The organism is Anaerobacillus sp. QJM3NY_32, assembly GCF_056173645.1.
Genome location: NZ_CM149684.1, coordinates 1,469,794 through 1,494,238, shown reverse-complemented (window position 1 = coordinate 1,494,238; position 24,445 = coordinate 1,469,794). Strand labels below are relative to the sequence as shown.

At 39.3% G+C, this 24,445-nt stretch carries 24 protein-coding genes; 13 read left to right on the top strand and 11 right to left on the bottom strand.

Going from position 1 to position 24,445, the window contains the following annotated elements; genetic code table 11:
- Nucleotides 1–43: 43 nt before the first annotated feature.
- Nucleotides 44–661 carry an NAD(P)-dependent oxidoreductase gene (locus AC0VYH_RS08030; RefSeq protein ID WP_475368817.1) on the top strand — a complete coding sequence of 206 codons (618 nt, stop codon included), beginning with the start codon at nucleotides 44–46 and terminating at the stop codon, nucleotides 659–661.
- On the opposite strand, the gene AC0VYH_RS08025 is transcribed toward AC0VYH_RS08030, so the two are convergent.
- From AC0VYH_RS08025 to AC0VYH_RS08000, 6 genes are all read right to left on the bottom strand, one after another.
- Nucleotides 662–1,762 (bottom strand): Ger(x)C family spore germination protein, encoded by a 1,101-nt coding sequence (locus AC0VYH_RS08025; RefSeq protein WP_475368816.1) that lies wholly within the window; start codon nucleotides 1,760–1,762, stop codon nucleotides 662–664. It lies immediately after the preceding gene.
- Entirely contained in the window at nucleotides 1,752–2,840 is a 1,089-nt protein-coding gene (locus AC0VYH_RS08020) for a GerAB/ArcD/ProY family transporter (protein WP_475367116.1), read from the bottom strand. The genes AC0VYH_RS08025 and AC0VYH_RS08020 overlap by 11 nt, the downstream gene beginning before the upstream one ends.
- A 27-nt stretch (nucleotides 2,841–2,867) precedes the next feature.
- Complete coding sequence (locus AC0VYH_RS08015; protein ID WP_475373626.1) at nucleotides 2,868–4,340, bottom strand: spore germination protein; 1,473 nt, start codon at nucleotides 4,338–4,340, stop codon at nucleotides 2,868–2,870.
- A 150-nt stretch (nucleotides 4,341–4,490) separates the two neighbouring features.
- Nucleotides 4,491–5,201, bottom strand: coding sequence for a purine-nucleoside phosphorylase (deoD, locus tag AC0VYH_RS08010; RefSeq protein ID WP_194221072.1), 711 nt, complete (start codon nucleotides 5,199–5,201; stop codon nucleotides 4,491–4,493).
- A gap of 275 nt (nucleotides 5,202–5,476) precedes the next feature.
- Nucleotides 5,477–6,007: a DUF420 domain-containing protein gene (locus AC0VYH_RS08005; protein ID WP_194221071.1), complete on the bottom strand. Its 531-nt coding sequence runs from the start codon at nucleotides 6,005–6,007 to the stop codon at nucleotides 5,477–5,479.
- Nucleotides 6,008–6,128: 121 nt separating this feature from the next.
- Complete coding sequence (locus AC0VYH_RS08000; protein WP_475373625.1) at nucleotides 6,129–6,743, bottom strand: hypothetical protein; 615 nt, start codon at nucleotides 6,741–6,743, stop codon at nucleotides 6,129–6,131.
- 395 nt (nucleotides 6,744–7,138) lie between these two features.
- Between AC0VYH_RS08000 and zwf the strand changes: the two genes are divergently transcribed.
- The 3 genes from zwf (at nucleotide 7,139) to AC0VYH_RS07985 (ending at nucleotide 10,090) form a co-directional block, all read left to right on the top strand.
- A complete protein-coding gene (gene zwf, locus AC0VYH_RS07995) occupies nucleotides 7,139–8,632 on the top strand; it encodes a glucose-6-phosphate dehydrogenase (RefSeq protein ID WP_475373624.1) in 1,494 nt (497 codons plus the stop codon).
- Between the two features lie 174 nt (nucleotides 8,633–8,806).
- Nucleotides 8,807–9,430, top strand: coding sequence for a cyclase family protein (locus AC0VYH_RS07990; RefSeq protein ID WP_194221068.1), 624 nt, complete (start codon nucleotides 8,807–8,809; stop codon nucleotides 9,428–9,430).
- Between the two features lie 84 nt (nucleotides 9,431–9,514).
- Nucleotides 9,515–10,090: a hypothetical protein gene (locus AC0VYH_RS07985; protein WP_475373623.1), complete on the top strand. Its 576-nt coding sequence runs from the start codon at nucleotides 9,515–9,517 to the stop codon at nucleotides 10,088–10,090.
- A gap of 60 nt (nucleotides 10,091–10,150) precedes the next feature.
- Here the strand turns inward: AC0VYH_RS07985 and gndA are convergent, their stop codons facing one another.
- Nucleotides 10,151–11,563 (bottom strand): NADP-dependent phosphogluconate dehydrogenase, encoded by a 1,413-nt coding sequence (gene gndA, locus AC0VYH_RS07980; protein ID WP_194221066.1) that lies wholly within the window; start codon nucleotides 11,561–11,563, stop codon nucleotides 10,151–10,153.
- A 345-nt stretch (nucleotides 11,564–11,908) separates the two neighbouring features.
- On the opposite strand from gndA, the gene rpiA reads away from it, so the two are divergent.
- Complete coding sequence (gene rpiA, locus AC0VYH_RS07975; RefSeq protein ID WP_303536091.1) at nucleotides 11,909–12,574, top strand: ribose-5-phosphate isomerase RpiA; 666 nt, start codon at nucleotides 11,909–11,911, stop codon at nucleotides 12,572–12,574.
- A gap of 30 nt (nucleotides 12,575–12,604) precedes the next feature.
- On the opposite strand, the gene AC0VYH_RS07970 is transcribed toward rpiA, so the two are convergent.
- Together AC0VYH_RS07970 and AC0VYH_RS07965 are read right to left on the bottom strand one after the other, a co-directional pair.
- Entirely contained in the window at nucleotides 12,605–13,039 is a 435-nt protein-coding gene (locus tag AC0VYH_RS07970) for a universal stress protein (protein WP_194221064.1), read from the bottom strand.
- Nucleotides 13,040–13,121: 82 nt separating this feature from the next.
- Nucleotides 13,122–14,402 carry a purine/pyrimidine permease gene (locus AC0VYH_RS07965; RefSeq protein ID WP_475373622.1) on the bottom strand — a complete coding sequence of 427 codons (1,281 nt, stop codon included), beginning with the start codon at nucleotides 14,400–14,402 and terminating at the stop codon, nucleotides 13,122–13,124.
- 185 nt (nucleotides 14,403–14,587) lie between these two features.
- On the opposite strand from AC0VYH_RS07965, the gene AC0VYH_RS07960 reads away from it, so the two are divergent.
- The 5 genes from AC0VYH_RS07960 (at nucleotide 14,588) to AC0VYH_RS07940 (ending at nucleotide 18,221) form a co-directional block, all read left to right on the top strand.
- On the top strand, nucleotides 14,588–15,862 hold the full coding sequence (locus tag AC0VYH_RS07960; protein ID WP_194221062.1) for an NCS2 family permease: 1,275 nt from the start codon (nucleotides 14,588–14,590) through the stop codon (nucleotides 15,860–15,862).
- Nucleotides 15,863–15,969: 107 nt separating this feature from the next.
- Complete coding sequence (locus tag AC0VYH_RS07955; protein ID WP_475373621.1) at nucleotides 15,970–16,809, top strand: polysaccharide deacetylase family protein; 840 nt, start codon at nucleotides 15,970–15,972, stop codon at nucleotides 16,807–16,809.
- A gap of 58 nt (nucleotides 16,810–16,867) precedes the next feature.
- A complete protein-coding gene (locus tag AC0VYH_RS07950; RefSeq protein WP_226612411.1) occupies nucleotides 16,868–16,987 on the top strand; it encodes a DUF6254 family protein in 120 nt (39 codons plus the stop codon).
- A 60-nt stretch (nucleotides 16,988–17,047) separates the two neighbouring features.
- Nucleotides 17,048–17,254 (top strand): heavy-metal-associated domain-containing protein, encoded by a 207-nt coding sequence (locus tag AC0VYH_RS07945; protein WP_194221061.1) that lies wholly within the window; start codon nucleotides 17,048–17,050, stop codon nucleotides 17,252–17,254.
- Nucleotides 17,255–17,420: 166 nt separating this feature from the next.
- Entirely contained in the window at nucleotides 17,421–18,221 is an 801-nt protein-coding gene (locus AC0VYH_RS07940) for a sensor histidine kinase (protein WP_475373620.1), read from the top strand.
- Here AC0VYH_RS07940 and AC0VYH_RS07935 read toward each other — a convergent pair.
- A complete protein-coding gene (locus tag AC0VYH_RS07935) occupies nucleotides 18,218–19,069 on the bottom strand; it encodes a YihY/virulence factor BrkB family protein (RefSeq protein WP_475373619.1) in 852 nt (283 codons plus the stop codon). The genes AC0VYH_RS07940 and AC0VYH_RS07935 overlap by 4 nt on opposite strands.
- A gap of 144 nt (nucleotides 19,070–19,213) precedes the next feature.
- The gene (locus AC0VYH_RS07930; RefSeq protein ID WP_475373618.1) at nucleotides 19,214–20,248 is read right to left on the bottom strand and encodes an LCP family protein; all 1,035 of its coding nucleotides are present in this window, start codon (nucleotides 20,246–20,248) and stop codon (nucleotides 19,214–19,216) included.
- Nucleotides 20,249–20,507: 259 nt separating this feature from the next.
- Here AC0VYH_RS07930 and AC0VYH_RS07925 point away from each other — a divergent pair, with 259 nt between their 5' ends.
- The 3 genes from AC0VYH_RS07925 (at nucleotide 20,508) to AC0VYH_RS07915 (ending at nucleotide 24,370) form a co-directional block, all read left to right on the top strand.
- Nucleotides 20,508–22,157 carry a PAS domain S-box protein gene (locus tag AC0VYH_RS07925; RefSeq protein ID WP_475373617.1) on the top strand — a complete coding sequence of 550 codons (1,650 nt, stop codon included), beginning with the start codon at nucleotides 20,508–20,510 and terminating at the stop codon, nucleotides 22,155–22,157.
- 130 nt (nucleotides 22,158–22,287) lie between these two features.
- Nucleotides 22,288–23,316: an SEC-C metal-binding domain-containing protein gene (locus tag AC0VYH_RS07920; RefSeq protein WP_475368807.1), complete on the top strand. Its 1,029-nt coding sequence runs from the start codon at nucleotides 22,288–22,290 to the stop codon at nucleotides 23,314–23,316.
- A gap of 208 nt (nucleotides 23,317–23,524) precedes the next feature.
- Nucleotides 23,525–24,370 carry an STAS domain-containing protein gene (locus AC0VYH_RS07915; protein ID WP_475368806.1) on the top strand — a complete coding sequence of 282 codons (846 nt, stop codon included), beginning with the start codon at nucleotides 23,525–23,527 and terminating at the stop codon, nucleotides 24,368–24,370.
- Nucleotides 24,371–24,445: the final 75 nt, after the last annotated feature.

The window sequence follows — 24,445 nt, the reverse complement described above, 5'->3', positions numbered from 1 at the left end:
CATTCCTTTTTTAAAATGAATAGTATTAGAAGGGAGAGTCAAGATGAATATATTGATTTTAGGGGCAACAGGACGAGTCGGAAGCAACATTCTTACATTAGCTCTCTCCGATCGGCATCAGGTGACTGTTTTAACACGATCACCTGAGAAGCTCCCTACAAATAGTAACCTTACGATTGTCGAAGGGGATGTTCTCAATGAAGACGTCGTTGAAAAAGCCGCCAAGGGCGTTGATGTGATCGTTAGTGCACTTGGTACTGATAAAACAACAACGTTATCAGAAAGCACCCCGATTTTAATACGGGTGATGAAAAAACAACAGATTAATCGGATTATCACCGTAGGAACAGCTGGCATACTTAATAGCCGAGTCGAACCAACTCTCTATCGTTTTGAATCCTCTGAATCTAAACGAAAGACAACGCGAGCAGCAAGGGAACATCTTTCTGTTTATGAAATGCTCTCTGCTAGCGATCTGGACTGGTCAATCATCTGTCCTACTTATTTGCCAGATGGCCCGGCAAAAGGAGAATATCGCGTGGAAGAAGAATATCTTCCTGATGGTGGTCGTGAAATATCAACCGCAGACACGGCTGCTTTTGTATACAAGGAACTCTTCGATCGCAATCACTCCTGTAAACGTGTGGGGATTGCTTACTAATTACTGAGACATGCCTGTATCTTTTATCGTCACATCAACGTTTACTGATACAGGTATTGTTTCAAGGTATTCATGTTTATCTAGGTTTTTCCATTCTTGATATGATAGTGAATGCCTTACATATTGCCCTAGTCCAAGACTATCCGTTTGATTTTCCTTTAACACTTTAAGAATCCCCTCCGCGTCACGTTCAATATGTTCCGCAATTACCTTTTCAATTTTCTTAGTTTCGTTAGTACTTGAAATTTCTTTTGCTCCTGTATCCTCAATGACTGAGCCACGCATCTTCACATTTATTAGAATGTGATCCACCTTACCATTACTTTTAACAACCTTAATTTTCCTATTACTCTTAATATAATCAAAATGTAGGTTGCGGATGTTATCACCATCCGGAATTTTAATCGTTAATTCCCCTCTTTTTACTTTCCCAAGAAGAAACAATAAAACCTTTGACTGAAGTAAATCCAAATGGGCTACATACTTATCTTCTCGAAAAAGAGCAGTTCCCATTAATACTAAATCATCATCTACTCTGCTAAAAAGAGGGGCCACCGGATCAATGCCGTCATCAAAGTAATCTCTTGAAAAATGAAAGATGTCCATCTCTGGAATCGTAAATTTATCCGTTTCCGTTTTTAACATTTTGTCAACATAGCTACCTACATCCGGTTCGACATCTGTCTTAATGATCTCTTCCCCTTCTCCAAACGCCATGACAAGCTTCACTTGTGAACCAATTTCCTGATCTCGTTCCATCGATGTAATGACACGACTGACCCCTTCTTCAGCAAGTGTTCTTCCTATTATGATTGAATGAATTTGTCCATTGACAACCTGTTGCCTCGTTTTGGATGAGAGAAGATCTTCAGCTTCTTTTTTTGAATTGGCTACCGTATCAATGATTTCGTCCTGCTGGGATGTCTCACTTGATAAATCGGGGAATGAAGCCGTTACTTTTAACTTTCCTTCCTCCCCTTCTATTCGATCAAAACCAATCATACTAATAATCGCCAGGTCTTCAATTACTTTCTTGTCATTACAACTTGTCAGAACGATCACGGCTAAGATAACAATACATAGCTTTTTGTTATTCCGCATGTCGTTTCCTCCTTATACTTCTGATCCAAAGCGTTACGAGCAATAGTATAGGAAGCCCAAATGCAATCCCTGCAGCTGCTAATCCAAAAATTAATAGCCAGGGCGCTAGCTCGTATGCTACATCCACCTTTAACGTGATCAAATAGGCCACAAAGATGAGAATGAATACACACCACTTTTCATTAATAGCAGGTATTGCTCTATTGAGCAGGAGCTTCGCTGCCCATAAATACATAACGACGGTTATAAGAATTTTCATTAAGAACAAATTGAAAACAAGACTTTCAATCCTCTCAATAAGCTCGATTTCAATATAAGCAATCAAATTCAGCACTGGAAAACTAGTTAATTTAAGCTGATCAAATGAAAAATACATAAATGAAACGAAACATGTAAGCCCATAGACAACTGTTGTAATTACATGTCCAACATAAACACTTCGAAACCATTTAGGCTTTGTTTGATCAATATAAGGAAAGAGAAAGAGCACAATTTCAAAGCCTAAGAAGGCAGTATAGACCTCGATCAGTCCTTGAATAGGATTACTCCCATCTTTAAAGATAAATGGTGTTAAGCGCATCAAAGAAGAATAAGGAATATGATAAATAAGCATGAACGTCATCCAAATCGTCAAAAAAAAGAAAACGGTTGTTGTTTTCGTAATCGTATAAATGTCTTTAACGACAAGATATAAGGCGAGGAGCAAGATGATACTATACAGCAACAGCAAACTGGTATTTTGAAAAGCAAGGACTTGCGTGATGAGCATGTAGTCTTTTCCTACAAGAAGAGGGAGAATTGACCATATAAGCGCTAATATGACATAAAAAGGGGCAAGAACCTTTTGCGGAACAAGCCCTTCCATAATTTCAAATACATTCTCTCCCCTCCGAAAACGATTCACAAGAGAAACGAGAAAGATGTTTAATCCAGCAATGAGGGAAATAATGAGAATCATAACCCAGCCGTTTGTTCCGAAACTCACCGCGAGCATTCGAGGTAATTTATATAGCGTTACACCTGATTGAATCATATAAATCAGGATGGCGAGGTGGAATGGCGCTATTTTTTCCGACATTAATATCCCTCAATTTCTATCAGCTACTTACTTCACTTTTTTCTTATTTGAACTTCTCGGTATAGCTGGTCTCGTTTTCATTAATGAGTAAGGAGCCCTTAATAAGAAGTCGCCCCAGTCTTTCTTGAAAAATGGGGATAAGGGTGCTAAATATGGTGCTCCAACGCTCGTTAAGCTACTTAAATGAATCACAAGAATCGTCAATCCAATCACGATTCCGAGATTGCCAAGTAATCCTGCGAGTAGAATTAAACCGAACCGCGTTAGACGGATACTTGCACTCATTACATAACTTGGAACTACAAAAGAAGCAATGGCAGAGCTTGCCACCACAATAATGAGAACGTTGCTTGTAATACCAGCCTGAACAGCCGCTTGCCCTATGACAATACCGCCTACAATACCGATCGTTTGCCCTACTTTTGTAGGCAGGCGAGCACCTGCTTCACGTAAAAATTCCAGAGTAACTTCCATAATTAACGCTTCATATAAAGGATCAAATGGTACTTTGCTTCTTGAACCGGCAAGAGTTGTTAGAAGTGACTGTGGAATCATTTCATAATGAAAGGATGTGACGGCAACGTATAGGGCGGTAAATCCAATCGTAATCATGAATGCACCAAAGCGCAGTAGTCTTGTGGCCGTTCCAGTAATCCACCTTTGGTAATAGTCATCACCCGTTTGAAAGAAGTCAAAGAAGCTTGAAGGGGTAATAATCACTGCAGGACTACCGTCCATAACAATGACGACTTTTCCTTCTACAAGTGCTGCTGCAATCGCATCCGGCCTTTCTCTTAACATAAATTGCGGAAAAAGCGCATTAGGCTGATCCTCAATTAATTGAGTAAGAATATGTGAATCATAAACGGCATCAATTTCAATTTTTTCAATCCTATTAGTCAAATCTTGAACGATTTCATCATTTGCAATTCCTTTAATATGGAGAACATAGACGCTTCCTTTTGCCACTTCACCTACTGGAATTTCATTAATTTTCAAGTGTGAACTTCTTACACGCCTTCGGATCATAGAGAGATTGATTTCACTGCTCTCCACAAATCCTTCATGGGGGCCCGTAATCGTTGTTTCCGTTTCGGAAGGCTGAATTTCACGCTGCTTTGGTCCAGAAATATTAATCAAATAAGCATGCTCTTTATGAAAAACAACAGCCTCTCCCTTTATAATGCCATCAATTAGCTTCTTCTCATCATCTGATTTGTGAAAGTTCGATCTTCTAAGGAAAGGAAGGGAAGCTTCTTCAGAAGCATGGTAAAGGGGTTCAAGCAACTCCATTTTCAGCAGTTGATCGTTAACTAAATGCAGGAAATAAATAATTGAAATGCTTAGCTCCGGGAACGTTCGATGAACAAGGTCATCACAATCGCTGAAGTTATCTAAAATAAGCTCCTGAAGGGTGGTTTTGTTGTTTTGTTGGTTATCCGATTGCTGATCCATTTCTTTCAATTTATGAAGTCGTTTGATTGTTCTCCTTCTAACCATTGTAAATCCCCCCTCATACGTTAGTTCTAGCTTTTGGAGATAACGTATGAAATATGCATTTCTTGGGATAAATGAGTCACAAAAGCAATTAATGCTAAATGAAAACAAAAAAAAGAAGACGAGCTTTTTATTAGCCGTCTTCTTCTCGTTTTATTTTTGTTTTAATGCCGCTTCAAGGGCAATAATCATCATCTCTTTAAAGGTTGTTTGTCGTTCTTCAGAGGTCGTTTCTTCCCCCGTTACGATATGGTCGCTAACGGTTAACACCGTTAAGGCATTCACGCCGAACTTCGCAGCAATTGTATATAGAGCAGAAGTTTCCATTTCTACACCAAGTACCTGGTAGTCAGCAAGCTGCTGGAAGATTTCCGGATTGTCACGGTAGAAGGAATCACTTGTAAACACATTCCCTACATGAACGCTCATTTCCTTTTCAGCTGCAGCGTCGTAAGCGTTTTTCAAAAGATTAAAATCAGCTGTAGGAGCAAAATCCATACCGTTAAACTGAAGGCGATTCACACCTGAATCCGATGTCGCGCTCATCGCAAGAATAACATCTCTTACTTTCACTTCCTTCTTTAATGCTCCACATGTTCCAACACGAATAAGATTCTTAACACCATAGCTCTGAATCAATTCGTTCACATAAATCGAAATAGATGGAACACCCATTCCAGTTCCTTGAACAGAAATTCGTTCGCCTTTATATGTACCTGTATATCCAAGCATACCTCTTACTTCGTTGTAGCAAACGACATCTTCTAGAAATGTCTCTGCGATATACTTAGCACGAAGCGGATCTCCTGGTAATAGAATCGTTTCCGCAATATCCCCTTGTTTTGCACCAATATGAACACTCATAGTCGTACCTCCTTGATATAATACGTACACTAACAAAAGTAGCATAAGATCCGCCCTTATGCCACACGCAATCATATAATAGTAGCCTATCCTTCCTTAAAACACACTATACAAGAGGCTATCCAGCTTACAAAATGCTATTTATACTGTTGTTGATCTTTGGCTCATTCGAGTGGTCATCACAGAGCATAAATGAGCCAAAGATCAACAACATTCATTAACTTAACCATAAAAAAAGCCCGAAGCAGATGCTTCAGACTTTTTTATACAAGGCCTTAATAATATGGTGAGATCATCAAGTAAACGACAACACCTGTAATACTAACATAAAGCCAGATCGGCATCGTCCACCTAGCGATTTTACGGTGTTTAGCCACTTGCATGTTTAATCCTCTCGTAACCGTAATTAAAGCCAGAGGAACAATAGCGGCAGCTAAAATAATGTGCGTAATTAAAATAAAGAAGTAAATGGGAACGATGATGCCTTCTCCTCCAAACGAAGTGGATTCAGAAAGCCCATGATACGTCACATATGAAACGAGAAAGAGTGCCGTTGTTGTAAAAGCAGCAAAAATAAACCGCTTATGCATTTTAATATTCTTTTGCATAATAAAAATGAGCGCTGCTACTAAGAAAACAAATGTAAAGCTATTAAAAACAGCATTTAGCAAAGGGAGCAGCGTAATATCAAATCCCACGTCACCACTATACTCAGGTAGGAAAAAAAGGACAACAACGAGCACATTCACTGCAATTGATAGCCCGACAATCCATGGTGTATAATTCCGTTGTTTAACATCATTCATTAGATTTCTTCTCCTTATCACAATAATCTACCTTTTAAGGATAAGAAAGTTTCTCGGATTGAGCAACCAATGAGATTCATCTCACACGTAAAGTTCAAATTTGTGACACGATTTGTTCACATTAAGGTGTCCATTGATCATGAATAATTCCAATTAAATAGTATTGTCCTTTATATTCAGAGAATACCAATTTAAGACTTTTCCAATCCATTCCTTCGAATTCTTCCGATCCGGGCACAAAAAATTCTACATAGTGACTTTCCGGAAACACATCCTTAATATTCTGTATGCTATTTGTTTCCCGATGAATGCCATCAAATGTTACGATTTCCGTCTCGCTAAATTCTACATCGTATACATATGCATTAAAATATTCCTCAGGCGATAAACGAATGGGATCGCCTCTTCCTGCTTCTGTTCCCCATTCAAGCTGCTTAGAGTTCTTAAAGAACTCTTTTAGTTGAGCTGGCATAAACACTTGAGCTCGTTTTACTTCTATCGTTCCATAGGGAGAAAATAGCACACCTTTTTTTGGGTGAACAAATTTAGAAAGCTCTTTGCCATCTTTCGATTTAATCGCATTTAACACGTTATACCCTTGCTTCATTACGATACTTTGAACAGATTCTGTGCGCTCTGCTTCCACTTCTCCTGAATCTTGAGGCTTCTCCTCAACAGTTGAGCATGAAATACTGAAAGCAATAAGCAGGAAGAAGATGACCAGTTTTTTAAGCATTGTACTCATCCTCCCTTTTCTTCTCAATCACTTACCTACTATATTCGCCGTAATTGAATCCATTCATTCTATTTCAAAAAAATTTACGAATCTTCCCTTCAAAATCCTTGTACACACCTTTCCGCAAAGGAATCAGCTTGGTATCGCTTACAGCCATATACCATTATATTCTTTTTTCAAAATCCTACCGTAACTTCAATCACACAATTTGATTTTAACGCGAAAAAGCTATAAAATTTTTACTTGGGAACCCGGTAATATCTTCTATTACGGGATCGATAGAATTTCAGCAGACGTTTTATCATTAACAGTCTTTACTGATGAATTAAGGAATTCACTGTTCCTTCCATAAGTTCCCTCTGGAACAGCAATAATCAAAAAGTGAGGTCACAAAGATGAATCAACCATCAAAACAGGCTTCTGTTATCGTGATTTTCGGTGCAACAGGAGATCTTGCCAAACGCAAGCTATTTCCATCACTCTATAACCTCTATTGCAAGGGAGTACTTGCAGAGGATTTCGCTGTTGTTGGAGTAGCAAGAAGACAACTTACTAATGAAGAATTCCGTTCAAATGTTCATGACTCTGTTATACATACAGCATGCATGGATAAAGATGACAAGCATGAAGAATTTAGCAGTCACTTCTTCTATCAACCATTTGATGTTACGAAGAAAGAATCTTACCAGGAATTAAATGAATTAACACAATCGCTTGATGAGAAATTTAATATTCCAGGAAATCGCATTTTTTATATGGCGATGGCTCCAGAATTCTTTGGAACAATTGCATTAAATCTAGACTCTGAAGGTTTAACAGATGGTGACGGCTTTAATCGCCTCGTTATCGAAAAACCTTTTGGCCACAATTTCCCATCAGCTCAAAAGCTGAATGACGAAATTCGCCAAGTGTTCTCTGAAGATGAAGTTTATCGTATCGATCACTATCTTGGAAAAGAAATGGTGCAGAATATCGAAGCGATTCGCTTCGCCAACTCGATGTTTGAACCACTCTGGAACAGTCGCCACATTTCAAATATCCAGATTACATCTAGTGAAACGGTTGGTGTCGAAACACGTGGTGGATACTATGAAAAGTCTGGTGCCCTACGTGATATGGTCCAAAACCATGTCCTACAGATGGTTTCACTTCTAGCGATGGAACCGCCTGTTAGCCTCTCAACAGAAGAGATTCGCGGTGAGAAGGTTAAAGTACTTCGCGCGCTTCGTGCAGTTAAACCGGAAGAAGTAAATGACTACTTCGTTCGCGGTCAATACAAACAAGGCGAAGTAGATGGAGAAACATTACCAGGCTACCGTGAAGAAGATAATGTGGATGAAGAATCAAATACAGAAACATTCGTTGCAGCGAAGCTAATGATTGATAATTTCCGCTGGGCTGGTGTTCCATTCTATATTCGCACTGGTAAACGAATGACAAATAAATCTACTAAAATTCTGATTGAGTTTAAAGACTTGCCAATGAACCTTTATAAGAATGAAAGTGGTAAGCTTGGACCGAATATCCTTGTCATTCACATTCAACCTGAAGAAGGCATTACGCTTCACTTGAATGCCAAAGATACAGGCGATATGCGTAAAACAACACCGATCCAGTTGAATTTCAATAACAACCAGGAAAACAACATGAACTCCCCTGAAGCATATGAACGCTTGCTTCATGACGTGATGCGTGGGGATGCAACAAACTTTGCTCGCTGGGATGAAGTAGCTCTCTCATGGCAGTTCATTGACCCTATTTCGGTGACATGGGCTAACGAGAAAGAAAAAGACTTCCCGAACTACCCAGCAGGTTCGATGGGACCAAAAGCGGCAGATAAGCTTCTTGAAAATGACAACTTACACTGGTGGCCCCTACCGAAAGAGTAAAGTGATTGAGACGCTGGAACTCTATAAATTGAACACGCTCTTTGTGTTCCTATTCAACAAACATCGTAGTTTCTGCGATTCGTCGCAATTGATTCAAAATGACAAAAGAAAGATACGTGCTTCACGTATCTTTCTTTATCATATACACTACTATTTGAAAGGAAGTGTTTCTTAATGAAAATGTATGATGTAAGTGCACCTATCTTTAATGGAATGGCCGTTTATAAGAACAAGGAAGAAAAACAGCCTGAAATCAACACGACGACGAATGGCCATGTAACAGAGTCTCGTCTATCTCTTGATGTACATACGGGCACTCACGTAGATGCTCCGCTTCATATGATGAATGATGGAGCAACGATTGAATCGATTAATCAAGAAGATCTTGTTGGTAAAGCCAAAGTAATCGACGTCACCAATGTAAAAGGTGCGATATCTGATAAAGATATTGAAGCTGAAGACATCCAAGAAGGAGACTTTATCCTTTTCAAATCTCAAAACTCTTTCGAAGAGGAATTTAACTTTGACTTTGTTTTCGTTGGTGAAGACGCTGCACGCTACCTTGCAGAGCGAAACATTCGCGGAGTTGGCGTAGATGGTCTTGGTATTGAACGTAGCCAGCCTGAGCACCCTACACACCGCTCTTTATTCGAAAAGGATGTTATCATCATGGAAGGCTTACGCCTAAAAGACGTGGCCGCTGGAGAATACTTCATGGTTGCCGCACCTTTAAAACTTCAGGGAACTGATGCATCACCTGCTCGCGTTTTATTGTTTGAAGGATTAAAAGAAGCATAGTACAAAGAAAGCCAGGGAGAATCCCTGGCTTTCTTACTATCTTCTGTGATTGATTTACCCATACTGATAATATGGAGGGTTTTCATGAAGTCCCTACTTTATCTTTCTAGTAAGTTAAATTCTCGATTGACTCCATGTATATGGTTCTTCTCTGTGGTCATTTTCGCCTTATTTCTCGCATTTATTCTTCCTGAAGTATCGGAAAGATCTCATGAAGTCACTGGGACAAGTGATTCTCCTGATGGCTCTTTCTTTTATACTCCTGAAAAGCTATATAGCGTTGCAGAGCAATATGGAGAAAGCGGGAGAAGCTATTATATTAAAGAGCGTTTCAGCTTTGATATTATTTGGCCGCTCGTTTACTGGTTCTTTTTAACCACATCGATTACTGTTCTCTTCCGATCTATTTCCAACGAAAAATGGCTTCTTCTTAACTTACTCCCCGCTTTCGGTGTTCTATTTGATTACTTAGAAAACATTTCAACATCTGCTGTAATGTATTTTTATCCAACTACGTTCTCATTCATTTCATGGAGTGCACCATTCTTCACCTCAATCAAATGGTCATGCATTTATGCTAGTTTTTTACTCATACTCATTGGCGGTCTTTTGCGATTCATTCGAGTTGGCAAAAAGATGGTGTATAAATTTAAAAACTGAAAGTAAAAAAAACCGCTAACCCTCCCATAAGGAAGTGATTAGCGGTTTTTTGTTTAACTTTTAGTCTTCAAGCCATTCTGTGTGGAACACACCTTCGCGATCAATACGCTGATACGTATGAGCGCCGAAATAGTCTCGCTGCGCCTGTAGAAGGTTTGCTGGAAGAGTTTCGCTACGATAGCTGTCATAGTAAGCAATCGCGCTTGCAAGCCCAGGAACAGGAATTCCACGCTGTACAGCAAGTGAAACGATATCACGAGCAGCACCCTGATAAGATTCAACGATTTCCTTGAAGTATGGATCAAGAAGAAGGTTCGTTAAGCTTGGCTCACGGTCATAAGCTTCTTTAATGTTTTGAAGGAAACCAGCACGGATAATGCAACCACCGCGGAAGATCATAGCGATTGAACCGTAATCTAGGTTCCAATCATACTCATCTGAAGCAGAACGCATTTGTGCGAAGCCTTGTGCGTAAGAACAAATCTTACTCAAGTAGAGAGCTTTACGAATCTTCTCAATTAGTTCTTCTTTATTACCATCAAACGCTGGTACATTAGGGCCAGCAAGAAGCTTGCTTGCTTTCACGCGCTCTTCTTTCATTGCAGAAATGAAGCGGGAGAAAACAGATTCCGTAATGATTGAAAGTGGTACACCAAGATCAAGAGCACTTTGACTTGTCCATTTACCTGTACCTTTTTGTCCAGCTGTATCGAGAATGACGTCTACAAGCGCTTTGCCTGTTTCAGGGTCTTTCTTCGTAAAGATATCAGCTGTAATTTCGATAAGGTAGCTATCAAGCTCACCTTTATTCCATTCTTTAAATACTTCGTGAAGCTCATCAGTCGAAAGACCAAGCACGTTCTTCATCATGTAATAAGCTTCGCCGATTAACTGCATGTCACCATACTCGATGCCGTTATGCACCATTTTCACATAGTGACCCGCTCCATCTGGACCGATATATGTTGTACAAGGATCGCCATCTACGTTTGCAGCGATCGCCTTAAAGATATCTTCAACTTCACTAAACGCATCCGGTTGTCCACCAGGCATAATAGAAGGGCCATTAAGTGCGCCTTCTTCTCCACCAGAAACACCAGTACCAATAAAGCGAATACCTTTTTCTTTCAAATCTTCGCTACGCTTTTGCGTGTCTTTAAAGAACGCATTCCCGCCATCAATGATGATATCATCTTTATCAAGATGTGGAAGCAACTGGTCAATCGTCGCATCCGTCGGCATGCCGGCTTTAACCATTAGCAAAATTTTTCTAGGTGTTTCTAGAGATTGAACGAACTCTTCAATGCTGTATGTATCCTGAAAATTTCGTCCTTCAACTTCTGACATCATTTCTTTTGTTTTTTCTTCAGATCGGTTATACACAGAAACAGAATAGCCGCGACTTTCGATGTTCATCGCAAGGTTCTTCCCCATAACCGCCAATCCAATAACACCAATTTGTTGTTTTGACATCTTATTCCCTCCAGCTCATTTCCTATTTTTCGTTAACTCACCAATCGCAAACCGTTTTGTTACAAGTGAACATACTATTTAAATAGTATGTTCACCTGCTATCAACCTAGTCACGCGAACAGTCTGACAGTATGCATTATACGTCTTTCCTGCTAACCGTGCAAAGATTAGTAACTAAATAACATGGTATAAATAACCTATAAATATCATGATTTAAAATGACCTATTCACTAGATCCTTATCACGCCAACGAAGTATGCGCTTACAAAATTCATCATTGGGAAACAGGGGAAATAACGATTATACTTAATGGGTTAACATAGATAGAAAAGGAGTGATTGAATTTTGAACGAAAAACAACGCGCAGGCGAAGAAGCCGCTAACTATGTTCAGAATGGAATGGTTGTTGGGCTCGGTACTGGCAGTACTGTCTATTGGACAATCCTCAAAATCGCCCGCATGGTTAAAGAGGGATTGGATATTAAGGGAGTAGCCACATCGACCAATACTGAAATACTCGCTCGCGATAACGGTATTCCCCTTCTATCCCTTGAAGAAGTGTCATCCATTGACTTAACAATTGATGGGGCAGATGAACTAACAGAAGATTTAACCCTTATAAAAGGAGGTGGCGGTGCCTTACTTCGCGAAAAAATTATCGCTTATCACTCGACACATATGATCGTTGTTGCTGACTCTAATAAATTTGTGAAAAAGCTTGGGTCCTTTCCTCTTCCAGTAGAAATCGTTCCTTTTGGATATTTAAAAACCATTAACGCTTTAAAGAAATTTGGATGTCAAACGGCCATACGAAAAAATGAAGGTTCATTTTACGTCACGGATAATGGAAACTACATCGTCGATTGTCAGTTCGGAGAAATTGATTACCCTTCTACTTTGCACGACAATCTTAATCAGATTCCAGGTGTTGTAGACAACGGGCTTTTTATTGGCTATGCAGCTAAAGCCATTATTGGTCAGGAAAACACAATTACATATGTGGAGAAATAATAAAACCCGGCAGATATGCCGGGTTTTGCATTATTTAATGATTAACACGGGACAATGAGAACGCTGAAGGACCGTATGACTCACGCTTCCAAGGAACCACTCACGTAAACCGTTCAGTCCCCTGCTCCCCATAATAATAAGATCACGATTATGCTCATCTGCATATTTCACAATTTCATTTCCAGGGTTCCCTTCAAGAACCATTGTCTTCACTTTATGATTTGGTAGCTGAACGTCTAACTTCTCGCTAATTCCCTTCAGCATATCCACCGCTTCTTTTCTAAGTTCATTTAAGATGCTCGCGTAAACAACAGCAGAGCTAATTTGCGCTGTAGGGTTTAATGCAGTGACAACATCAATTTCAAGAGAGTCATTTTCTTTTGCCATGGCAATCGCTTCATTTAATGCTTTAACACTCAGGTCAGATCCATCAAAAGCTACAAGAATTTTATTATATTTTTTCATTGCAACATTCTCCTCCCCTGTTCTACTATCATTTTAACATAAGAAAAGAACTAGTCCTGTGACATTAATCACGAAGAGATGGTTATTTACGTTGCCTTTTGTAGAGAATTTGTTCTGTCAAAATAGCTGTAATGGAACCGAGAATAAGTCCGTTGTTTAGAATAGAAGCCGCAATTGGAGGTGCTTGCTGAAAGGCTTCGGGTGGAATAAACATTGTTCCAATCCCAACCATAAAGGAAATCCCTATTATAAATGGTTTTTCCTCTGACTGATCTTTCTTAAACTCATTAAAAGCAATTCCAACCATATTCACAAATACAATAAAGATAACAGCATACCCAACCGGTTCAGGTAGCGCTGCAAAGAAGCCCATTAAGGCTGGAAACAAACTAATGATAATAATAAATCCACTTCCAAGTACAAAAGGAAGTCTCTGCTTTAATCCTGTTGTTAATATAAATCCAGCGGCACCTGAGATCGGCACGCTTCCCACCGCAGAAAAAACGCCTCCAAGTAATTGATTTATGCCAGAAACAAAACCTGCTTGTCTATAGCGCCCCATTGGCTTTGTATTTGCCAACTTATTCAACACCTCTTCGACTACGCGTATACTCGCAATCATGTTGGTGAGAAGAAGCAGCGTGACTAGAAAAGCTGTGATAATCATGCCGGAATCCCATGTAGGATAACCAAATGCAAGCACCTCTGGAAGCTCAATCATTCCTCCCTCAGGAACAACGATCGGTTTGGCTAGTCCAAACACCGCAAAAATGATCCACCCTATAATTAGGATAATGAGAATACTGTATTGTTGAATCATGGCAGGCATAGAACGTGAAAACCAAATGGAGATAAATACAAGTAAAAGCGATAGTCCAGCAATTCTAAGATCAATGCCTTCTTTTAAATAACCAACGCCCATCATCCCATTTAGAAACGATCCGCTAAGTTGAGCAACAAGAAGCAAGAGATAAATTCCTGTCACGACCGGTGTAAAGAGACGAGATAACTTTTCTACTAATCCAAACGCACTAAGAAGAATGAAAATCACTCCGCTTGCGATCATCGCAAGTTCAAGTGCTTGTAGCGTCTCTATATCAGATCCGAAAAGGGTAGAGCTTAATCCCGCATAAAGCACAAACACTCCCCACCATAACCCGGCAGGACCTTCGTTAATAGGTAATCGATGACCGAACGTTACTTGAAGTATTCCCGCTACGCCAAGCACAAACATCGTTCTTTGCACGAACCCTGCTGCCATCGCAGGATCCATATTGAACAAGCTAGCGATAGCAACGGGAGCAACGATTGACCCTGCAATCATAAAAACGGCCCATTGAAGGGCTGATAAGGTATTACGCATGTAAAAGCCTTCTTTCCTTAAAACAAATTATATACCCCACTTATTTTATCAAAGTGACTGAATGAGGTCATTACGTATTTTTCCACTATAAAAAAGATCAAGGCTCTGTTATACTATTTTATTGGTGATTTGATTTAATCAAATACACGGGTGGGAGAGGGAAACACAAGTAAGAAGGGAATAAAGTGAAAACGAAAATTAATTTTGATTTTCAGGCTCACGATACTTCACTGAAGAAAGAAATTCTTGCAGGCATTACATCATTTTTTACGATTGTTTATATTGCAGCGGTTAACGCGTCAATCCTTGCTGATGCAGGAATTCCTTTCGAAGCAGGAATGATTGCAACAGTCCTGACGTCAGTGTTCGGCTGCCTGTTAATTGGTTTTTATGCAAATGCACCGATTATCCTCGTACCAGGAATGGGTGTAAATGCATTCTTTACGTATACAATGGTTGAATCAATGGGATTAAGTTGGGAGGTGGCACTCGCTTCCGTCTTTGTTGCAGGGATTCTCTTTGCAATCACGGCGTTCACACCGCTATCCGGTGTCCTTTCAAAGTCAATCCCAAGATCATTAAAAGAAGCAATTACCGTTGGAATAGGCTTATTCTTAACATTTATCGGATTACAAAAAGGTGGCATTGTCGTTTCTAGCGATACGACTTTTGTAGAACTTGGAAACCTTGGATCTGCTCATGTTATTGCAACCCTTGTGACGCTTGCATTAGCAGCCATCCTGTTTATTCGAAATGTAAAAGGTCATTTCTTAATTAGCATGCTTCTCGGCACAGCACTTGCCTGGTCACTAGGCTTAATTTCAACCGGAAAGCAGGAAAGCTTTTCTTTTTCATCATACGGAGCTGTTTTTGGAGCGATGTCATTCGATGATATTCTTATGCTTCCTTTCTGGATCGCCACCTTTTCAATGGCGATGATTCTTGTTTTTGAGAATATGGGCTTGCTTCACGGCTTACTTCCAGATCAATCGAAATTTGATAAATCCTACAAAGCAAATGCCATTTCAGCTATCTCGTCTGGTCTTTTCGGCACAAGTCCTACCGTCTCAACTGTCGAGAGCGCCTCAGGTATTTCTGCAGGAGGGCGTACTGGTTTAACGTCCATCACAACAGGATTATTGTTCTTAACGTCTCTCTTTTTCATACCTGTCTTCAAGATGATTCCTGATTCTGCGATCGCCCCAGTTCTTATTATTATAGGCGGACTGATGATCACATCCATTCAGAACATCTCGTTGCAGGATTTCTCTGAAGGGTTTCCAGCGTTCTTAATCATTGTGATGATTCCACTCACGTATAGTATTGTGGACGGTATTGCATTTGGTTTTATCGCCTATCCTTTTCTTAAAATTGCTTTAGGCAAAGCAAAAGAAGTTCCTGTTCCAATGTACATTATCGCGAGTTTATTTTTCATTAACTTCTTTTTGCATACGATCTAACATTAACGTTGTAAAGGTATGAATGAAACCTCCCTTGTTGGGAGGTTTTTTTATTCTCCATCACTACATCCAAATATTGTGTGATAAGCTTGGAAAAGGTGATAAAATTGACGAACACGAAAACAGCTTTTCTTTTACTATCCTTTCTTCTTATCTCTGCTTGTGAACAACGAGAAGCCCAACACTCCTTTTCTGAAGCAACTTTCATCAAAAGATCTATTCCCTATATGCATCATGACGTGCCAACAGAACTTATCCTTACAAAATACGAAACCGTTCAGCCAAATGAATGGGGGGAACGCACCACAGGAGTCCAAACGCACTTTGAAACATCAGAAAAAGAAATCGCTCTTACATTCGATGCATGTGGTGGCCCTCATGGAAGTAACGTCGATCGTGAACTTATCAGATTTTTACAAGAAGAGCAGATCCCTTCAACCCTTTTCATTAATAGCAGATGGATTGAAGAGAACTCCAAAATATTTCAGCAGCTCGCTACTAATCCGCTATTTCAGATTGAAAATCACGGCACCCATCATCAACCTCTATCTGTAAACGGAAAATCCGCCTGGGGTATTTCAGGAACGGCATCAGTCAAAGAAGTGATTGCCGAAGTCAAAGAAAACCAGGAGAAAATAGAAAATCTTACAGGATCAAAATCAACTTTGTTTCGATCAGGAACGGCATATTACGATGAAGTGGCAGTTCAAATCGCTAAGGATCTTGGTATACAAATTGTAAACTATACCATTCTTGGAGATGCTGGTGCGACTTTTACAAGCGGACAAGTGAAGAACGCTCTTATGACGGCCAAACCTGGCGATATCGCTTTGTTACATATGAATCAACCAAAAAGTGGAACGTCTGAAGGCGTGAAACAAGCCGTTCCTATTCTCCAAGAGAAAGGTTTTACCTTTGTTCAACTTCACAACCAGAATTTGCAGTGACTACAATTGTTCTGAATGGTCACCTTATGAATGAACAACTAATAAGGGGTGACAACACATGAGCCAATCAAAAGGCCAGCGTGAAAGACAATTTCGAAAAAGAAAAGAAGCGCAAAACCCACACGGCAAGATTAAGTCGCTTGAACAGCTTGCTAACGAAACACCGAATAAACCTTAGGTCGATTAAACTCCTTCTAATATGGGTAAAGGCTTGTAGAGTAAGAAAGGAGTTTGTTTTATGAATGAAATGACGGTATCCGTATCCGGTATGAAAGGTGAAGACTGCATTCAACGCATTGAATCTGCCCTTCTCTCTTTAAACGGTATCGATCGAGCTCTCGCCGATCTGAATGAAGAAACAGTGACCATTGTATATGATGAAGATGCCGTTGATCCATCGGCAATCATGCAAACAATCGAAGACGCTGGCTATCAGCCTTCGTAGCTTCGTTAGAGTCTGTGCAACTTGCAGGCTCTTTTTTAGTGACGATATTCAACACATATCAACAAAAAAACTCGAATTCTTTCCTATGAACTTTCAACCTTCGCATTTTCATGGTGGTAAGGTATAACTATGCGCTAATGAAAAGTTAAGGAAAGGGGTGGCGTGAGTGGATCACACTAACCTGAATGTCGAAAAAAAACTCCCTCTAATGCCAGAACATTATCCATCACCTTGCTCATTAGAGGAATACAACGAGTTAATCGAGAAACTTGAAGCTTTAGCTTATGAAAATAAAACACTAAGTACCGTTCATTATCTTGTCGCAGGTGTAGCACATGAAATCAAAAATCCTCTTACCATCATGAAAGGTTTCCTCCAGCTCATTAAACCCGATTTGGATAAATTACAAAAAAACGATATAGCTGATTTACTATTATCAGAAATCCATCGAACCAATACATTGATTGAAGAATTTCTTCAAGCTGCACGTCCTATTGAACATATCAAAGAGCGTATTGATGTTGTGCCTTTCCTAAAAAATATTATTCTTCTTTTCCATAGCCAGGCCACTCTGAACAGATGTGATATTACTACGAATCTAAATCACTTTTCCGAACCACTCGAAGTGACGATCGATTCAGGACAATTTAAGCAAGTGTTCTTAAATATGATTAAGAATAGTATTGAATCGATTCGTAGTAGCAATAAAGAAAACGGAAAGATTTCATTATCAATTGCAAAGCGTCTTCACTCCGTTACGATCAAAATTAGTGATAACGGAGCTGGCATGGATACGTCCACCCAACAAAAGGTCTTCCAACCTTTTTATACGACAAAAGAAAAAGGAACAGGACTTGGCCTATTCCTCTGTAAACAAATTATTCAAAATCATAAGGGAACGATTAAGGTGAGCAGTGCCCCAGCGTTTGGAACAACTTTCACTATTCAATTACCACTGACTCATTAAAATCCAATTTGTTCGCTTTCTGCTGAAGTCGTTGCCCTCCTTCTGTTCTTATGGAGAAGCGCATTAACCTCACCGCCGACGAGAAGAATGATGCCCGTTAAATAGAACCAAAGCATTAAGATAATGACACCACCAAGACTACCGTAAGTTGCTGAATAGTTACCGAAATTACTTACGTAAAAAGCGAAAGCAAGAGAAATCACTTGCCAGCCAATCGTCGCAACGACTGCTCCAATAATAACTTCTTTAAATGGAAAATGCTTATTAGGAGCAAATCGATAAAGAGCTGCCAGAATACACGCCATAATCCCTACAGCTATAACCCAACGTAAAATACGGAAAAGAAACTCAGTCGAGCTCGGAAGGTTAAGCGTCGAAGTAACAGCATCTAGAATGACGTCGCCGAAAACTGGTAGAACAAGTGTGACAATAAAGACAAGTATAAGTCCAACTGTTAGGCAAATCGAAAGTAGTCTAGCTTTAATAAAAGATCTCGTTTCTTCAACGTCATATGCAAGGTTAAGGGCCCGCATCAGAGCCATCATACCGTTCGATGCAGACCAGAGAGTACCGAGTAAACCAATCGTTAAGAGCCCTCCCTGCGGCTCACTTATGATTGATAGAACGTTATCCTGAAGTATACTTCCGGTCTCTCCGGGAGCATATTTTGTAAGAAAATCCACTGCTTCCTGTTTGTCAATCGATAAGTATGGAAGAATTGAAAGAATTAAAATAAGCAAAGGAAAAATGGAGAGCATAAAGTAGTATGCTAATTCTGCTGCAAGACTTGTTACACGATCTTCTCCTATTTCTTTACCTAATTTTTTAACGAATGCAATCCCTGACATCTTCACTAGTCCCCTTTCTATAGTTCTTCCCTTCCATTCCCTATTATGCCTCACTGTAATCATCAACACGAAAAGGGAGCAGACGCGATGTCTGCTCCCTTTAGGCCTTACTTTTTACTCTCAATTTAAGTTCATACATTCCATTTAAGGAGTTGTTGAACTTTGCTCTTCTTCTATAGCATTCATATTCCCATTTGGATCGTCAATTTGATCTTCCAGGTTCAAATGAGTTTTAAGCTCCGTTTTTGCCGTCGCAAGAGACTGATCGTCCAGTTTGAAATAATAAGTCCCAGCAGGTTGAAAATCAGTACCTGTTAACTGTAGTTTTTCAATTGAATCGATTTTCGAAATAAATGGATAAAGTCCTAGAGCTTCGTTAAATGTAAAACTCATCGTTAAGTTCTCACCTATACGATCTACTAAGTCCCCATACTTCGGAATAGAAGAAAGTGAACTAACTTTATCAATGGCAGAAGTAATCACTTCCATTTGGCGCTGACCACGCTTCAAATCTGAATCAGCCTTACGGGTTCTTGCAAAAGCAAGGGCCTCTTTCCCATTTAGCGTCTGCTCTCCTACTTCTAAATCAATTTTCCCTTTAGATTCCTTGTATAGTTGATCTGCGATAAGCTGCGAATCGATATTAACTTTGATTCCGCCCATTTCATCAATCACTGTTTTGAAAGCATCAAAATTAACTCTGACAACTTCATCAATTGGAATTCCTAACAAACCTTCCACTGTATCAATGGTCAAATCAATTCCACCAAAAGCATGAGCGTGAGTGATCTTGTCCATTCCTCTTCCAGGAATGTTAACATACGAGTCACGAGGAATACTAAGAAGCTTCATTGATTTATCATCTTGATTAAATGTGGCTACCATCATCGAATCACTGCGCCCATTCGATGTATCCTCTTCATCATCAACACCGAGTAATAACACAGAAAAATGATCTTTCCCCATATCAACTGCACCATTTCTAAGATCTGACTGGTTTCCACGTTCTGGCTCCATCACTGATTGGTCTGAAACGCTGGAAACTTTATAATAAAGGTATCCCGCATACCCACCAAAACCGACTATAATAAATAATAGAATGAATAGCGTTATTCTTAATCCACGTCGTTTTTTCTTAGGCTTATATCGACTTCGAGGTTCCATATGTTCATCATTCATAGAAAATTATCTCCTTCAATATAAATCTTCTTTTACTACATGCCTAGATCATTCGTATCATAAACCGAATGATCGTCGGTCTTTCGCTGACCGATTCCATTGTAAAAGGTTTATTCTGAAATAATCCTAACTATAAATGTATCACTCTTTATCACGACTTTCTACCTAAATATTTTACCAACTAGTTGGGAGTACTTTGTAATAATCTTAAGATATATGTAGAATACAATAAGAAGCTATAGAGAAAGGACAAACTCTAGTGCATATTAAAACCGAATCAATCCCCTGGATCATTATAGGAAGCTATTTTCTATTCGGCTCAGTTTGGATATTGCTTTCTGATACAATTCTGTATCACTTCTCTTCCGACTTCTTAGCAAATAAGCAAATTGGGCTATATAAAGGCTGGTTTTTTATTTTACTAACTTGTTTGTTTCTTTATTTCCTATTGAAACACCTTCTCTATAAAAATGAAGTTATGGAAAATCAGCTTCTTGAAAGTGAAGAACGATATCGGAGGCTTGTTGAATCTTCTCCTTATGCCATTTGTCTTATGGAAAAGGATGAAATCACCTATACAAACCGTACTGGACTCCAAATGGTAGGTGTTGACTCGATTCAAGACCTCTATGTTAATCGTCAATCACTTATCGCTAACTCGGAAGATACTGAGAGGTTCAAAGGCCTACTAAGTAAAATACACGCTCAAGAGGAACCGTCTTCTGAAACAATTGAATACCAATTGTTACGTTCAAATAACGAAGTCATAGATGTCGAATCAACGCTGATTCCAATTATATTCAATCACAAATCCACCACGATCATCCAAACTCGAGACATCACAGAACGAAAAAAAGCTGTGAAAGAACTTTGGGAAGCGAAACAACTCATACAAGCGATCATTAGCGCTTCTCCTATCGCCACTCTTGCCCTCGACATGGAGTCAAACATTCGACTGTGGAATCCAGCTGCCGAAAAAATATTTGGATGGAAAAGCGAAGAAGTGATCGGCAAGAAAAGCCCCATTGTTCCAGTAGAGGAAAAGGATATTACGATTCCTGAAATTATTGAATATGGACATATCGTAAATAAAGAAGTCAAACGGATGCGTAAGGATGGATCAGTCGTCTTTACAGCTTTGTTTACAGCGCCTATCCAAGATGAAAATGGTCAGATCAATGGGATCATGGCTGCGTTTATGGATATAACAGACAAAAAGAAGACAGAAGATGCTCTGCTAAAAACAGAAAAACTATCTGCTGTTGGCCAACTTGCCGCTAGCGTAGCTCATGAAATACGAAATCCTTTAACATCTGTCAAAGGATTCATTCAGCTTCTAACTAGTGATAATGATTTTGCAGATAAGACGCCGTTCCTTTCCATTATGCTATCTGAAATTGACCGGATGGATTCGATTATTAAAGATTTGCTAGTCCTTGCCAAGCCTCAGGCTGAGCATTTTACATTTTTTAATGTAAATGCATTGCTTTCATATGTCATGCAGCTTTTAAGTACACAGGCATCTCTGTACAACATTTCTTTTATAACAGACTTCACCGAACGTCACGAATCTCTATATGGAGAAGAGAATCAGCTGAAGCAAGTTTTTATTAATTTAATCAAAAATGCGATGGAAGCGATGCCTGATGGCGGCGTATTACGATTAAAAACTGTAGTAAAAGACAATAGCATTAACGTGATCATCGTCGATGAAGGTGTTGGTATCCCAGAACACAAACTAAAAACACTTGGAGAACCTTTCTACACAACAAAAGAAGAAGGCACTGGTCTAGGTCTGCTATCTAGTTTTAAAATTATTGAGAATCATCAAGGAAAAATCGATTTTAATAGTACTGTCGGAATTGGAACCACTGTGACCGTTTGCTTTCCGATTGAACGTGAGACATGATAGGAATGAATAAAAAAATAGTCATTTCCGCTCGGATTTTGTCCATTTTTTGTGCTTCTAGCCATTTCTATGCTAAAATATCATTCGTCTCTTATTCTCGAATAAGCTTGACCTGAAGGAGGAAGCAACATTGCAAAAAACAAAAAGAAATGATCCCTGTCCTTGTGGCAGCGGCAAAAAATATAAAAAATGCTGTATGACATCTGAAAGTGCACAGGATCAATTAGAAGAACAGCTCTATACACAAGAACTATATACAATTCAAGCACAGCTTGTAGAGTATGCTATGAGTGAACATGATCAAAAAATGGTCTCTCTAGCAAATGATTTATTCAACCGTTTTGAAATCCCCAAAAACCTTGAGGAAGCTTATATGCACGGTATTTTCCCGTGGGCCATTTTCCATCAATCTCTTAACCAGTGGAACAAAACCATTATTAGAGAATATCTTCAACTTTATTCGCACACCTTTTCTACTGAGAAAGTTAAAGAAACTGTGAACGACTGGCGCGATGCATACATGTCTATTTATACAGTGGAAGAAGCATCAGGTCACACAGCGGTCGTAAAAGAACTCGGGTCAAACCAACCGATCAGTATCCTTTTACATGAAGAAGTGATCCTTACTAGCGGAGAAAGTCTAGCAGGCATTCTTCTCCCTGTCAAAAATGGTGCCATGCCATTTATTGAACTTCTTAAAATCGCACCAGATGCTATGGAAATGGTGGAAAAGAAACTTTCATCAGAAGAAGCGAACTACAATGTTCGTTCCATGATGCAACGTGATTTCCCAGAAGTACTTAGTCAAATTGTGAAGCACGGCAACGGTTCAGAAGAATCAAACGAATCGATTGAAATGATTTGGTCTAGAAAAGAAGATGCAGAAGTAGCTTCACTCTTTATGGAGCAGGTTAGTGATGAGTACTCTCAGGAACAACTTCAAGAAATCCTTCGTTTTTGGAAGAAATATGCTGATGATGAAAAGCCTATTGTTAGAAAAGCTTCTATCTTTGCAGCATCTCTTGAATATCTTGCTGCCAAAGTTTATGACACTTCAATCAGCCAGAGTGCTCTTGCGAAAAAATATGGAACATCTGCTTCTAGTATTTCTAGTAAATATAAAGCCTTCCACGAACGCTTTATCCCTGTCATGAACTAAAATTAATGATCACACATTTAAGCTGGTTTAACCTTAAGCCAGCTTTTTCATTAATTTCGATTTACATATAAGATATAATAAAAGGGTTATGTTAAGGACCATTGTTGTTTTCAAATGCTTAATGCTCTGTGATAACCAATCGCTTCGAGCAAAAGGTAGAATCAACAATAGAAACGAACATGGCTAACACGAAAAAGGGGGAACTGAAGTGACCGATCAAACATCTACTCAAAAAGTAGGAACTTATATACTTGAACAAGCCTTGGAGATTGCACAAAGTACATATGAACGTCAGCGCCAGGACCTTGATGACGCAGATTTTAATAATGAACCGAAACTTTCCATAAAAAACACGACCTATCTTATAAAATTGATTGGTAAAAGTCTTCAAAAAGACACTGTGAACGCATTTGCAGCAATCGAAGAATTTGGAGAAGAATCTGGCGAACTCGTTCAAGACGAAAATGAAATGATCATTTCTCTAATTGTGACTGTACCTCTCATTCGAGAAGCGATATGGGAGGCAATCGAACCAATCGTTGAAAATTTAAATATGAAACCACGGGATGTCATTCAATTACCAAGTAGGATAGATCCTCTTCTTGACCAGTTTGTGTATAGCTATGGGAGTTCTTATATCACTAGTAATCAGCAGCTTGAAACTAAATATAACTCGACTCTGGAAGAACTTTCTACACCGATCATTCCTATTATTCAAAATCTCGCTATTCTTCCACTTGTTGGTAATATTGATACGTATCGCGCAACACTAATCATGGAGAAAACGCTTGATCAATCTCGTAAACTTGAACTCGACCATATGATCATTGACTTGTCAGGAGTTGTGACAATGGACACGATGGTCGCAAAACACTTGTTTGACATAACAGAAGCGCTAAGCCTTATGGGAGTTCAGGTGACACTGACCGGCATAAGTCCTTCGATATCGATTTCAGCTGTACAGTTAGGAATTGATTTACACAAACTAACCATCAAATCCAGTCTTCACAATGCACTTACTGAATTAGCCGTTCTTCCTAATCCTTCTGTTTAGTTCATTACGCTGTTCACAAATCTGTCATTCTTATCAAAAACATCCCATAATCCTCATATTTTCATGAAAGCCTGC